Raw genomic sequence first — 13619 nt, 5'->3', positions numbered from 1 at the left:
GAGCGGACGGGGTGGCCGCCTTCGGTTCCACAGAAAAGGGCACACTCATGACCGGTACACCGCGGAAGGCCATCGCCGAAGCGATCGCCACCTTCCTCTTCGTCCTCGCGATCATCGCGGCCATCAACAGCGGCAGCCCGCTGACGCCGCTCGCGATCGGCTTCACACTGATGGTGCTCGTGTACTCCACGGGCCACATCTCCGGCGCTCACCTGAACCCCGCCGTCTCGCTCGGCGTCTTCCTCCGCGGCGGCCTGAGCGTCGCCGACTTCATCGCCTACCTGATCGCCCAGTTCGTGGGTGGCGCGCTCGCCGCCCTCGCCGCGCTCGCCGTCTGGCCCGCGGGCGACAAGGCCATGGTGATCGAGGTCGGCCCGGCGTTCCTGGTCGAGGCGCTGTTCACGCTCATCCTCGTGTGGGTCGTGCTGAACTCGGCCACGTCGAAGGACACCGCGGGCAACTCGTTCTACGGCCTCGCGATCGGCGCCACCGTGTTCATCGGCGCCGCGACCGTCGGCTCCATCTCGGGCGGCGGCTTCAACCCCGCCGTGGCCCTCGGCCTCTCGGTCAGCGGCCACTTCGCGTGGAGCTCGCTGTGGCTCTACATCGTGGCCCCGGCCGTCGGCGCGATCATCGCCGCGGTGCTGTTCCGCGTGCTCAACACCGACGACGCGAAGAAGATCGCCGCCGCCGAGTGACACCGTGACACCGGAGCGCCGCATCCCCTCGGGGGTGCGGCGCTTCTGTGTGTCAGGGGTCAGGGGTCAGGGGGGCGACCGTCCGGAGAATAATCAGCGAGCGATCAGGTGGGCTCTCTGACGCCGTGGCATCCTGCGGAGGCCGAGCGGGGGCCGGTCGAACGCGACCGGCGAAGATCGACCCGAGATAGGGGGACCCTCGCATGGGAACCGAAGGAATCAGCAGACGGACTTTCGCCAAGAGCGCGGCCTGGGTGGCCATGGCGGCGCTCGCCTCCACCGCCGCACCGGTCTCCGCGGCCGCGGACTCCGTCCCGGATGGAGTGACCGTGTCGTTCGTCGGCTTCGACTCGCCTCCGGCGGGGAGCGATCGCGACACCGGCGATCCGACATGGCCGGAGAACTACCTGCTGGAGGCGCGCTTCCGTCTGCAGCTGGCGCCCGGGGTCTCGCTTCCTGCGGGATCCCGCCTGTTCATCGGCGCGGACGCCGGGATCTTCCCGTCGGGCTTCGCCTTCTTCCGCGGTCCGGCCGTCGGAGCGAGCACCTCGGACGGCCTCTGGGTGCGAGACCCCGACGAGTACTACACGGAGAACTACAACCCGAACACCGGCTCGCGGAAGTTCGCGTACGCGGTCTACCGCCTCGCGCGCGACCTCGCAGCGCCGGCGGACCTGACGTTCTCGGTGGCGGGGGTGAGCAACGCCGCCGTCCCGACGGGATGGAACGCGCAGACGGTGCTCGTGGCCGACCTGATGTCGGCCAGCTCGTTCAGCGCCGGTGCCGCGCATCACCGGGCGCTCTCATCGCCCTTCCGGATCGTGGACGTGCCCCCGGACCCGAAGGCCGACACGAACGGAACCGGAGTGCCCGGGCTCTACGCGTACCCCCGCGCGACGGCCGCGGGCCGAGTCGCCGAGTTCAGCACGCTGCTGCGGGTGATGCCGACGATGACCGCGAACATCTTCTGGAGCCACCAGTTCGGGATCTCTGGAACGTCGGGCGGCTACACCGGCGTGCAGACCTACGGGAACACGAACGGAAGGCAGTGGCTGTTCTCCCTCTGGGGGGCGACCGACGCCGAGGTCAATCCGAGCCTGCACGGGGTGATGGCCGGCGACACCGACGGTGCGCCCGGCCGATCCGTCCGGGTGTTCCGTCCGTGGACCACCGGTCGGACGTATGTCTTCCGCGTCGCGGAGATCCCCGGACGCCCCGGCTGGTGGAACTCGACGGTGACCGACACGGCCGACGGCACGAGCTTCTCGATCGGCAACTTGTTCGTGCCGCAGCAGGGTGCGCTCATCTCACCCCAGGCGTCGTGGGTCGAGTACTGGAACTGGAACGATTCCACAGCCCAGTGTCTCGATCAGGAGAACAGCGACGCCGTGTATGCACCGCTGAGGCTCGATGGCCTGCTCGTGCCGTACGTGGTGGGCAAGTCCAATCCGCCGTGCTCGGGCGGCTCGGTGACGATCACCCCCGACGGGTCCGCTCGCCTGCGGGCCTACCCCGGCACCTGACGGCACCGACACCGGAGCGCCGCATCCCCTCGGGGTGCGGCGCTTCTGTGTGTCAGGCGGACGCGCGCTGGGTGCTCTCCCGCTCCGCGAGGCGGAAGTCGACGGGGTCGGTACGGGCGTTCTCGCCGCGCACGAGAGCGACCGCTCGCTGCGCGATGCCGCGCTTGTCGGGCGCGATGGTCGTCAGACGAGGAATGGAGTACTGGCCTTCAGTGATGTCGTCGAATCCGGCGAGCGCGATGTCGGCCGGCACCCGCAGCCCGGCGTCGTGCAGCGCGCGGAGCACGCCGATGGCGACCTCGTCGGTCACGCAGAAGACGGCATCGATCTCCTCGCCCCCGGCGATGCGATCGGCGAGAGCCCGCCCGGCGTCGTACCCGTCCCGCGCCGTGAAGTCGGCGGCGTGGGCCTCGCGCACCGCGGGGAGTCCCGCGGTGCGCAGGGCGGCGGTGTACCCGGTCCTGCGCAGCTCGTGGAATCGCGGTGCGGGGCCGGCGACGCCGACGTAGGCGATCCTCGCGCATCCCGAGTGGATGAGGTGGCCGACCACGGCCTCGGAGGCGGCGATGTTGTCCACCGCGATCGAGCCGACGCCCGAGCCGGCGAAGTGCTCTCCGATCAACGCGAGGCCCACGCGGCCGCCGATGCTCCCGATGTCGGCGGAAGTGAGTTCGAGCGGGCTCACGATCAGCCCGTCGGGTTGGAGCGCGATGAGGCGTTCGATCTCGGCCATTTCGCGCTCGCGGATGCCGTGCGTCTGCGCCACGACGGTGCCGATGCCGTGCGCCGCCGCCTCCTCGACGATGAGCGTGCAGAGTTCCCCGAAGTAGCCGACCCCCATCTCCGGGACGACAAGCGCCACCACGCCGCTGTGTCCGGTCCGCAGCTGCTGCGCGGCGCGATTGGGCACGTATCCGAGCTCCGCGATCGCTTGCTGCACACGCGCGCGCACGTCGTCGCTGACGTACGGGAACCCGGTGACGACGTTCGAGACGGTTCGCCTCGCCACGCCCGCGCGGCGGGCGACGTCCATTTGAGTGACCACGGCACCTCCTCCGCCGCCGACAGTAGCAAGTCGCACGCCGACCACGGAAACCGCTATCGTGGCACCGTATTGCCACGTGGCAATACCAACTCCTGCTTCGAGAGGACTGACGATGACGTCACCCCGACCCCTCTCCGCCCCGCGCCCGTCGAGCCCGCGCCCCCAGCGCCTCGGCGTCCGCGTCTGGACCGCCCTCGTGGTCGTCGGCCTGGTCGGCCAGGTCGCGTGGACGGTGGAGAACATGTATCTCAACGTCTTCGTGTACGAGCGCATCACCCAGGACCCGACCGTGATCGCGATGATGGTCGCGCTGAGCGCCGTGGCCGCGACCGTCGCCACCCTTCTGATCGGAGCGTGGTCGGATCGCACGGGTCGTCGTCGCCTCTTCGTCGCCGTCGGATACGTCGCCTGGGGGGCCTGCACCGCGGCCTTCGGTCTGCTCTCACCCTCGGAAGGCGCCGTCGCCGCGCCCTTCGTGCTCCTCGCCGTGGTCGGGATCATCGCCCTCGACTGCGTCATGAGCATGACCGGCTCCGGAGCCAACAATGCGGCCTTCGGTGCCTGGGTCACGGATGTCACCACGCCCCGCACCCGCGGACGCGCGGACGCCGTGCTCGCAGCCCTGCCCCTCCTCGCCATGCTGGTCGTGTTCGGTGCTCTCGACGGACTCACTCGCGCTGGCGAGTGGCGGACCTTCTTCGCCGTCGTCGGGGGAGTGACGGCGGTCTCGGGGCTCCTCGCCTGGATGCTCCTGCGCGATGCGGCACCCGCCGCGACCCTCGATGTCGCACCCGTGGCCGTGCGGCTACTGCGCGGATTCCACCCCTCGACGGTCCGCGCGCACGCGCCGCTCTACCTGTCGCTCGCCATGCTCGCTGTGATCGGCACGGCGGCGCAGGTGTTCCTGCCCTACGTCATCATCTACCTGCAGTACGGGCTGCGCGTGGAGTCCTACGCGCTGATCCTCGGAGTGTCCCTGCTGGCGGCCGCGACCATCAGCGTGGTCGGCGGGATGCTCATGGATCGGCTCGGCAAGCGCCGCCTGCTCCTGCCAGCGACGCTGCTCTTCGCGGTCGGGCTCCTCCTGATGTTCTTCGCGCGGGACACGGTGACCGTGATCGTGGCGGCGGTGCTCGCGCTCGGCGGGATGATGCTGGCGACCGCCTCGGCCTCTGCCACGGCTCGAGACGAGACCCCCGACGGGCAGGCCGGGATGGTCCAAGGTCTCCGGATGGTGACGGGCACGATGATCCCGATGATCGTCGGACCGTTCATCGGCGCCTGGGTGATCGTCGGCGACGGGCGCACCTACCTCGACCTCGGCGTCGAGCGGCCCGTGCCGGGGCCCGCGATGTTCCTCGCGGCCGCCGCGATCCTGGCCCTCGTCCCCGCCCTGGTCGCCTGGCGGACGCGGCGCGAGAGGACGCCCCGGTGACCTCGGACGCCCCGCTCGCCGCGTATCCGCGGCCGCAGCTCCGGCGCGACGGCCACCGGATCCTCAACGGCTGGTGGGAGTGCGCCTTCACCGATGCGGGCGCGGCGCCGACACGGTGGGATCGCCGCATCCTCGTGCCGTTCTCGCCGGAGACCCCGCGCTCGGGAGTCGGCCGCCAGCTTCAGTCGCACGAGTCGCTCTGGTACCGACGCCGCTTCACCCACGCCGCGAGGCCCGGCTACCGCACGATCCTCCACTTCGGGGCGGTCGACCAGTCGTGCCGGGTGCGGATCGACGGCGTCGAGGTCACGACGCACGTGGGCGGCTACCTGCCGTTCGCGGTCGATGTCACCGAGGCCCTGCGCGCCGACGACGACCACGAGATCGAGGTCGAGGTGCGTGATGTGAGCGACGGCTCGCACCACTCCGTCGGCAAGCAGCGCCTGAAGCGCGGAGGCATCTGGTACACCGCGCAGTCCGGCATCTGGCAGACGGTCTGGATGGAGGAGGTCCCACCGACGTACGTGACGGGGTTGCGGCTGAGGACTCCGGACGTGCGGGTCGGGATGGCGACAGCGACGCTGGAGGTGACGGTCGAGGCGTCGGCGCCCGGAGCTCCGGTGACCGTGGCCGTGCGCGCCGGAGAGACGGTCGTCGCGTCCGCGGAGGGGGTCGCCGGCACCGCACTGCCCCTTCGCCTCCCTCGACCGCGGCTGTGGAGTCCGGAGGATCCGTTCCTGTACGACCTCGACATCGCCGTCGGCGACGACCGGGTGGCGAGCTACGTCGGGGTGCGCAGCGTCGACGTCGACCGTGACGCCAGGGGGATGCCGCGGCTGCGCCTCAACGGCGAGCCGTACCCGCACATCGGCGTGCTCGACCAGGGGTACTGGGGAGACGACCTGTACACCGCGCCCGACGATGACGCCCTCGTGGCCGACATCGTCGCGATGAAGGAGCTCGGCTTCACGATGCTCCGCAAGCACATCAAGGTGGAGTCGCTCCGCTGGTATCACCACTGCGACCGGCTCGGCATGCTGGTCTGGCAGGACGCGGTCAACGGCGGGTCGACCTACCGCCCCTGGGTGATCACCGCCCCGGTAGCCTCCCCGCACATCCGCCTCGCCGATCGATGGCACCGGATCTTCGGACGCGCCGAGGCCGCGGGGCGGGAGGAGTTCCTCGACGAGCTCGACGAGATGGTGGACCTGCTGCGCAACTCGCCCTCCGTGGTCACCTGGGTGCCGTTCAACGAGGGCTGGGGGCAGTTCGACGCCGCCCGGGTCGTCGAGCACCTGCGGCGCCGTGACCCCGACCGGGTGATCGACCACGCGAGCGGGTGGCACGATCAGCGCTCGGGCGACCTGCGCAGCCTGCACGTCTACTTTCAGCCGATCCGGCCGGCGCGGTGGTGGGGTCGCGACGGCCGTGCCCTCGTCGTGTCCGAGTTCGGGGGGTACAGCCTGAGGCTCCCCGGCCACCGCTACCCCGCACGTGAGTTCGGCTACCGACGCCTGAGCTCTCGGGAAGACCTCACCCGCGCGTACGAACGACTGCACCGGCGCGAAGTGCTCCCGGCGATCCCGCGGGGGCTGTCGGCCACCGTGTACACCCAGCTCGCCGACGTGGAGGACGAATCGAACGGCCTCCTGACGGCCGATCGCACATCGCTGAAACCGGACGCCGCGACCGTGCGCGCCCTCAACACCGAGTTCCGGCGCGTCTTCGACGCCGCGACTCGAGAACGGAGCCCCGAATGATCGAGCGCGAGATCACCGAGCGTGTCGCCCTGACGACCCCGGACGGCCGCTTCCACCCCGCCGCCCTCGGATGGTCGCGCACCCCGCTGCACGACACGTCCGCACTCGGCAGGCGCGCCTGGGGCCGGAACAAGCGCTGGGAGTACTGGAACGTGATGACTCCGCAGCACATCCTCGCCCTGACCGTGTCCTGCATCGACTACCTGTCGCTGCATTCGATCTGGGTGCTCGACCGGACGACGGGCGTGTCGTCCGACATGACGGTGGTCGTACCCGGCGCCCGGAGCGCGACACTGCCACCGTCGCATGGCGAAGGGCCTGCACGCGCCCGCACGAGAAGACTGTCGCTCGACATCGACGACCTGGGCGCGGCGGGGACGCGCCTGCGCGGCACAGCACCCGGTGTCGAGTTCGACATCACGGCCTCCCGGCCGGACGGGCATGAGTCGCTCGGCGTCGTGGTTCCCTGGCACTCCGCGAAGGGCATCCGGCGCTTCCAGTACACGGTGAAGGACGTCGCCCGACCAGCGCACGGGTCCCTCACGGTGGATGGGGCGACCCACGCGATCGCCGAGAACGCGTGGGCGGTGCTCGACCACGGGCGCGGACGATGGCCGTACGACGTCAGCTGGAACTGGGCGGCCGGGAGCGGCACGGTGGACGGCCGGGTCGTCGGCCTGCAGCTCGGCTCCCAGTGGACCGACGGCTCCGGGGCCACCGAGAACGCGGTGGTGGTCGACGGGCACCTGTCCAAGATCAGCGAGGAGCTCGTGTGGGAGTACGACCGCACCTCCGATCGACGGCCCTGGCGCATCGGGGGCGAGAACGCCGACCTGACCTTCACCCCGTCGTACGCGAAGCGCTCCCGGACCCGCGCGCTGCTCATCTCGAGCCGCACCGATCAGCTGTTCGGGGTCTGGTCGGGGTGGGTGCTCGACGACCGCGGGGAGCGCGTGGTCGTCGACGGGATCGAAGGGTGGGCCGAGGACGTGCGGAACCGGTGGTGAGGCTGCTCCGCTCAGCGTTCGAGGAGCAGCGCCGTGCCCTGACCGACGCCCACACACATGGCCGCGGCGCCTCGGCGGACGTCGTCCGCCACCATCCGCGACAGCAGCGTGACCACAATCCGGGCTCCCGACGAGCCGAGCGGATGCCCGAGAGCGATCGCGCCGCCCCACGCGTTCACGAGGGCCGGGTCCCACTCGAGTCGGTCGCGGCAGGCGAGCGCCTGTGCGGCGAACGCCTCGTTCAGCTCCATCGCGCCCAGATCCTCCGAGCGCCAGCCTGCTCGGCGCAGTGCCGCGGTCGCCGCATCGACCGGGCCCATCCCCATGATCGACGGGTGGAGGGCCGACGCGGCGTGCGCGACGATCCGAGCCCGCGGGGTCAATCCGTGCGTCCGCACCGCGGCCTCGCTCGCGAGCAGTACGGCCGATGCCCCGTCGTTCAGGGTGCTGGCGTTGCCGGCCGTCACGATCCGTCCACCGGCGACCACGGGGCGCAGGCGCGCGAGGGCGGCGGCGTCGGTGTCCCGCCGCGGTCCTTCATCGGCCATGACGGGGCCGGTCGCGGTGTCGACGGCGACGATCTCCCCGTCGAACCGCCCGGCGTCGACCGCTGCGATCGCCCGACGGTGGCTTTCCAGGGCGAAGTCATCGGCCCGTTCGCGTCCGATCCCGAAGCGCTCGGCGACGAGCTCCGCCGTCTCGGGCATGCTCAGGGTGATGTCGTCGTCGTCGCGTTCGAGGTGCGGATTCACGAACCGCCAACCGATCGACGTGTCGAACTGCGCACCCGGGCCGGCGAACGCCCGGTGCGGCTTCGCCTGGACCCACGGCGCCCGCGACATCGACTCGACCCCTCCGGCGACCATCACCTCGGCCGCCCCGGAAGCGATCAGGGCATGCGCGGTGGTGATCGCCGTCATCCCCGACGCGCAGAGCCGGTTGACCGTGAAGGCGGGGAGGGAGACGGGGAGGCCAGCGAGCAGGACGGCCATCCGCGCCACATTGCGGTTGTCCTCGCCGGACTGGTTCGCCGCTCCCAGCACCACCTCGTCGATCGCGGAGGGGTCCACGCCGGACCGCTCGACCACCGCGCCCACCGTCAGGGCGGCGAGATCGTCGGGGCGCACGGATGACAGGCTCCCCCCGTAGCGGCCGACCGGCGTGCGGACGCCATCGACGATGTAGACGGCGGTCATCGCGCACCACCGTTGACGTACACGGTCTGGCCGGAGACATAGGCGGCGTCGTCGCTCGCGAGGAAGGCCACCACGGCGGCGACGTCGTCGGGGCGCCCCACTCGGCGCAGCGGGGTCACGGATGCGGCCTGCTCCTGATGAGCAGCCGCGTCCATCCCCACCCGTTCGGCGGTTCGCGCCGTCATCGGCGTCGCGATGTAGCCGGGCGCGACCGCATTCACGCGGATGCCCAGCGGGCCGAGCTCGATCGCCGCGGTCGCGGTGAGCCCCTGGATCCCCGCCTTCGCTGCGGAGTAGTTCGCCTGTCCCCGGTTGCCCAGGGCCGACCGGCTCGACAGGTTCACGATGGCTCCCGCGCGCGCGGGGACCATCTTCCGCTGCGCGGCGCGGAGGCCGAGAAAGGCCGTCGTGAGGTTCGTGCGGAGGACGAAGTCCCAATCGTCGACCGACATCCGGAACAGCAGGTCGTCGCGCGTGGCACCCGCGTTGTTGACGAACACGTCCAGGCGTCCCTCGGCATCGACGAACCCGTCGACCGCACGGGCGACGAGCTCGGCGTCGGTCATGTCCGCGGCGAGGGCCACGGCGCTCCCGCCGGAGTCCCTCGTCGCCCCGTCGTCGGAGATGGCGGCGGCCGCGTGGAGGGCGTCGCTGTGCACGAGATCGAGCACGCCCACGCGCGCCCCCTCCCGCGCGAGCCGAAGAGCGGTGGCGTGACCGATGCCTCTGGCGCCTCCCGTCACGATCGCCGTACGTCCGATGAACCGCATGCGGAACCTGCTTCCTGTCGTCGTTCTGTTGTGGGGGATGGGGGCGGTCGCGCGTCAGCGGAAGGCGGAGATGCCCGTGATCTCGCGTCCGATGAGCAGCGACTGCACGGTGTCGGTGCCCTCGTAGGTGTAGACGACCTCCATGTCTGTCAGATGGCGGGCGACGTGGTTCTCCAGCAGCAGTCCGTTTCCGCCGAGGATGTCGCGGGCCTCGGAGCACACCCAGCGCCCGCGATCCGCGGTGAACATCTTGGCGATCGACGCCATCGGCCCGGTCAGAGCGGACTCCGCGGACAGCTCGGCGAGGCGGAAGCACATGAGCTGCATGGCCGTGACCTCGGCGAGCATCTTGGCCAGTCGCTGCTGGATGATCTGGTGGGCGGCCAGCGGCTTGCCGAACTGCACCCGGGACCGCGCGTAGTCGACGGCGATGTCGTACGCCGCCATCGCATGTCCCGTCGCCTCCCACGATGCCCCGGAGCGGGTGCGGGCGAGGACCGCTCCGGCGTCGCGGAACGAGGTGGAGCCGGCGAGGAGGTTCGCGGCGGGCACGCGGACCGCATCGAGGGTGATGTCGGGCTGCAGGATCGCCCGCTTGCCGATCTTGCCGGTGATCACCTCGGCGCGATACCCGGCCGGGTGCCGTCCGTCCGCGCCCTTCTCGATGACGAACGCCTTGACCTGGCCGTCCGCGGTGTCCCGCGCCCACAGCACGACGACGTCGGCGCTGTGGCCGTTGCCGATCCAGCGCTTGGCTCCGGTGAGCACGAAGCTGTCGCCGTCCCTCGTCGCGCTCGTCTCGAGCGCGACGGAGTCGGAGCCGTGTCCTGGCTCGGTGAGGGCGAAGGCCCCGATCTTCTCCAGGCGCGCCATCGCGGGCAGCCACCGCTGCTTCTGCTCCTCGGAGCCGAGCAGGTCGATCGTGCCCATGCTCAGTCCCGACTGCACACCGAGGAAGGTGTTGATGCTTCCGTCACCGCGTGACATCTCGAGCGCGACGAGACCCGCCGCGAGCGGACTGAGCCCTGGGCAGCCGTACCCCCGGATGGTGGTGCCGATCACGCCGAGCTCGGCGATGCCGGGGATGAGGTCGGCGGGGAACTCGGCCCGCTCCCAGTGCTCGTTGATCGTGGGGAGCACGCGCTCGCGCACGAAATCCCGCACACGAGCCACGATCGCGCGCTCGTCCGTATCGAGCCGGTCGTACAGGCGGAGGAAGTCGGTTTCGGGGGGAGCGGTGGTCAGGAGGGTCATCGGTGGTTCCTTCGAGCTTGCCTTTTCAGTAGTTCGGTGTAATCCTTACACTAAATACGCCGCACGATTCCCATCCGGACAAATGTGCGCGGACCTGACGACTTCGACGAGGATGCGCATGACCACCACCTACGACGTGACGGCCCTCCCGGGTCTCGTCGGCACGGAGCTCGGCGTCAGCGCGTGGACCACCATCGACCAGGACCGCATCCAGCGCTTTGCCAGCGCGACCGGCGACGAGCAGTGGCTGCACACAGACCCGGCGCGTGCGGCGCGAGGACCGTTCGGACGCACGGTCGCCCACGGCCTCCTGACGCTGTCCCTGCTTCCCGCGCTCGCCGCACAGGCCTACACCTTCTCCGGGGCGGTCGGTCGGGTCAACTACGGATACGAGCGCGTGCGCTTCCCGGCGCCGGTCGCGGCCGGCAGTCGCGTGCGCGACAGGATCGTGCTCGACGCCGTGACCGCCCTCGACGGCGCGGTCCGCGTGCACACCACGCACACCGTGGAGATCGACGACGATGGCGACCGTCCCGCCTGCGTCGCCCGCGCCATCACCCACCTCGTCCTCGGCGGTGCGCGATGACGAACCCCCTCGCCGACGAACGCCCCGGGCCGCTGCAGGGCATCGTCGTCGCAGACCTCTCTCGCATCCTCGCCGGCCCCTACTGCACCATGCTCCTCGCCGACATGGGCGCGACCGTCGTGAAGATCGAGAGCCCGGACGGCGACGACACCCGCCGGTTCGCGCCGCCGGTGCACGAGGGTGTCGCCACCTACTACCAGTCGGCGAACCGCAACAAGCGCTCCCTCGTACTCGATCTCGCCGACGACGGCGACCTCGCGATCGCCCGGGACGTCATCGCCCAGGCCGACGTGGTCGTCGAGAACTTCAAGGCCGGCGGGTTGCGGCGCTTCGGGCTCGACTACGCGACGCTCGCCGTCGATCGACCCGACCTCGTCTACGCCTCGATCACCGGATTCGGCACCGGGGCCGGGGCGCACCTCGCCGGCTACGACCTCATGGTCCAGGCGCTGAGCGGGTTCATGGACACCACTGGCGCGCAGCACGGCGAGCCGTTCCGAGGTGGTTTCGCACTGTTCGACGTGCTGACCGGACTCCACACGGCCGTCGGCATCCTCGCGGCGCTGCGGCATCGCGAGCGAACGGGACTCGGGCAGCTCGTGGAGACGAACCTCCTGTCGGCGGCGCTGTCGTCGATGGTGAACCAGACCCAGGCGTACGCCGCGGCGGGCCACGTGCCCCGCCGCATGGGCAACCAGCACCCCAGCCTCTACCCGTACGAGCCGTTTCCGACCGCTGACCTGCCGCTCGTGATCGCCGTGGGCAACGACGCGCAGTTCGAGCGCCTGTGCGCCGTGATCGGGCGCGACGACCTGGCGACCGACCCGCGCTTCGCCGCACCCCAGCTGCGCAACGCCCACCGCGACGCACTGCGCCCCGAGATCGTGGCCGCGCTTGCCGACCGCGGTGCCGCCGAGTGGTTCGACCTGCTGACCGGGGTCGGTGTGCCCAGCGCGCCGATCCAGACGATCGAAGACGGCATCCGCTTCGCCGAGCGGATCGGACTCGAACCCGTGGGCCTCGCGGGAGACGCCCTGCCGATCGTGCGCAACCCGCTCACGTTCTCGCACACACCCGTGGACTACCCGCTGGCCCCTCCGTCACTCGACGAAGGGGGAAGCGAGCTGCGGGAGCGGCTGTCCGCCGTCACGAGGGAGAAGACCCCATGAACCCATCCGCCTACGCGGCCGTCGACACACTGCTCGGCCTCGAGGAGCGTCTGAGCCCCGAGGACCGCGCCTGGGGTTCGCGCGCGGCCGCCGTCGCCGCAGACGTCGTCCTGCCGACGATCGACGCGGACTTCGAGGAGGCGCGGTTCCGCGCCGAGATCGTGCCCGCCTTCGCGGACGCCGGGCTGTTCGGCATGCACCTGGAGGCACCGGGGTGCGCCGGAGCGAGCCCCACCGCCTACGGCCTGGCGTGCGCGGCGATCGAGGCGGCCGACAGTGGATGGCGGACACTCGTCTCCGTCCAGGGCTCCCTCACGATGACGGCGATCGCGCGGTTCGGCTCCGACCGGCAGCGCGCGTCCCTGCTCCCGGAGATGGCCGCCGGCCGCCTGCTCGGATGCTTCGCGCTGACCGAGCCGCAGGGCGGGAGCGACCCCGGAGCGATGACGACCGTCGCCGAGCGCGACGGCGACGGGTGGGTGCTCTCGGGGGCGAAGCGCTGGATCGGCCTGGCCACCGTCGCCGACATCGCGATCGTGTGGGCCCGCACGTCGGACGGGGTGCGCGGATTCGTGGTCCCCACTGACGCTCCCGGCTTCACCGCGACACCGATCCTGCACAAGCACGCCATGCGCGCCTCGATCCAGTGCGACGTGACCCTGGACGAGGTCCGACTGCCGGGCGACGCGATCCTCGAGCGGGCGACAGGACTCGGCGCGCCGCTGACCTGCCTCAACGAGGCGCGGTTCGGAATCGCGTGGGGCGTCCTCGGCATCGCACGGGAGTGCCTCGCCCTCAGCGTCGACTACGCCGGCCGACGGACCTCGTTCGGCGGGGTGCTCGCCGGCAAGCAGCTCGTGCAGGCGCGACTGGCCGAGATGATGCTGGCCTACCAGGGCGGAATGCTCACCGCGCTGCACCTGGCGTCGCTGAAGTCGGAGGGGCGGATGCAGCCCGCACAGGTCAGCATCGCGAAGCTCGGCAACGTGCGCTCGGCGATCGCGATCGCCCGGTCGGCACGCGAGCTCCTCGGCGGGGACGGCGTCACGGCCGACTACCCCGTGATGCGGCACATGGCCAACCTCGAGGCCGTGCGCACGTACGAGGGCACCGACGACATCCACGCCCTCTCGATCGGGCGGGCGCTCACGGGCGTCTCCGCCTTCTAGGAGGGGC

Annotated in this window: 12 protein-coding genes; 8 read left to right on the top strand and 4 right to left on the bottom strand. The window is 71.0% G+C overall.

Annotated elements, in window-relative coordinates:
- Positions 1 to 47: 47 nt before the first annotated feature.
- Entirely contained in the window at positions 48 to 698 is a 651-nt protein-coding gene (locus tag ACFV3I_RS00575; RefSeq protein ID WP_136037148.1) for an MIP/aquaporin family protein, read from the top strand.
- Positions 699 to 901: 203 nt separating this feature from the next.
- Positions 902 to 2221 carry a hypothetical protein gene (locus ACFV3I_RS00570; RefSeq protein WP_136045031.1) on the top strand — a complete coding sequence of 440 codons (1320 nt, stop codon included), beginning with the start codon at positions 902 to 904 and terminating at the stop codon, positions 2219 to 2221.
- A 52-nt stretch (positions 2222 to 2273) separates the two neighbouring features.
- On the opposite strand, the gene ACFV3I_RS00565 is transcribed toward ACFV3I_RS00570, so the two are convergent.
- Positions 2274 to 3266, bottom strand: a complete 993-nt coding sequence (locus ACFV3I_RS00565; RefSeq protein WP_378822154.1) for a LacI family DNA-binding transcriptional regulator — start codon at positions 3264 to 3266, stop codon at positions 2274 to 2276.
- A 112-nt stretch (positions 3267 to 3378) separates the two neighbouring features.
- Here ACFV3I_RS00565 and ACFV3I_RS00560 point away from each other — a divergent pair, with 112 nt between their 5' ends.
- From ACFV3I_RS00560 to ACFV3I_RS00550, 3 genes are read left to right on the top strand one after another with little or no spacing between them, the layout of a single operon-like run.
- Positions 3379 to 4701, top strand: a complete 1323-nt coding sequence (locus ACFV3I_RS00560; protein WP_378822153.1) for an MFS transporter — start codon at positions 3379 to 3381, stop codon at positions 4699 to 4701.
- Complete coding sequence (locus tag ACFV3I_RS00555) at positions 4698 to 6461, top strand: glycoside hydrolase family 2 protein (protein ID WP_240744489.1); 1764 nt, start codon at positions 4698 to 4700, stop codon at positions 6459 to 6461. The genes ACFV3I_RS00560 and ACFV3I_RS00555 overlap by 4 nt, the downstream gene beginning before the upstream one ends.
- Entirely contained in the window at positions 6458 to 7468 is a 1011-nt protein-coding gene (locus ACFV3I_RS00550) for a DUF2804 domain-containing protein (RefSeq protein WP_378822152.1), read from the top strand. The genes ACFV3I_RS00555 and ACFV3I_RS00550 overlap by 4 nt, the downstream gene beginning before the upstream one ends.
- 11 nt (positions 7469 to 7479) lie before the next feature.
- On the opposite strand, the gene ACFV3I_RS00545 is transcribed toward ACFV3I_RS00550, so the two are convergent.
- From ACFV3I_RS00545 to ACFV3I_RS00535, 3 genes are read right to left on the bottom strand one after another with little or no spacing between them, the layout of a single operon-like run.
- Entirely contained in the window at positions 7480 to 8664 is a 1185-nt protein-coding gene (locus ACFV3I_RS00545; protein ID WP_378802983.1) for a thiolase family protein, read from the bottom strand.
- Positions 8661 to 9434: an SDR family oxidoreductase gene (locus tag ACFV3I_RS00540; protein WP_136028778.1), complete on the bottom strand. Its 774-nt coding sequence runs from the start codon at positions 9432 to 9434 to the stop codon at positions 8661 to 8663. Before ACFV3I_RS00540 ends, ACFV3I_RS00545 begins: the two co-directional genes overlap by 4 nt.
- A 54-nt stretch (positions 9435 to 9488) precedes the next feature.
- Entirely contained in the window at positions 9489 to 10688 is a 1200-nt protein-coding gene (locus tag ACFV3I_RS00535; RefSeq protein ID WP_136028777.1) for an acyl-CoA dehydrogenase family protein, read from the bottom strand.
- Between the two features lie 118 nt (positions 10689 to 10806).
- On the opposite strand from ACFV3I_RS00535, the gene ACFV3I_RS00530 reads away from it, so the two are divergent.
- From ACFV3I_RS00530 to ACFV3I_RS00520, 3 genes are read left to right on the top strand one after another with little or no spacing between them, the layout of a single operon-like run.
- The gene (locus ACFV3I_RS00530) at positions 10807 to 11274 is read left to right on the top strand and encodes a MaoC family dehydratase (RefSeq protein WP_378802982.1); all 468 of its coding nucleotides are present in this window, start codon (positions 10807 to 10809) and stop codon (positions 11272 to 11274) included.
- Positions 11271 to 12443: a CaiB/BaiF CoA transferase family protein gene (locus ACFV3I_RS00525; protein ID WP_378802981.1), complete on the top strand. Its 1173-nt coding sequence runs from the start codon at positions 11271 to 11273 to the stop codon at positions 12441 to 12443. The genes ACFV3I_RS00530 and ACFV3I_RS00525 overlap by 4 nt, the downstream gene beginning before the upstream one ends.
- Positions 12440 to 13612 (top strand): acyl-CoA dehydrogenase family protein, encoded by a 1173-nt coding sequence (locus ACFV3I_RS00520; protein ID WP_378802980.1) that lies wholly within the window; start codon positions 12440 to 12442, stop codon positions 13610 to 13612. The genes ACFV3I_RS00525 and ACFV3I_RS00520 overlap by 4 nt, the downstream gene beginning before the upstream one ends.
- The last annotated feature ends 7 nt before the right edge of the window (positions 13613 to 13619 follow it).

The sequence above is a fragment of the Microbacterium sp. NPDC059771 genome (assembly GCF_042732495.1).
GTDB classification, from domain to species: Bacteria; Actinomycetota; Actinomycetes; order Actinomycetales; family Microbacteriaceae; genus Microbacterium; species Microbacterium sufflavum.
Note: the sequence above shows the minus strand (reverse complement) of the source record. Positions and strands in the feature narration are given on the sequence as shown.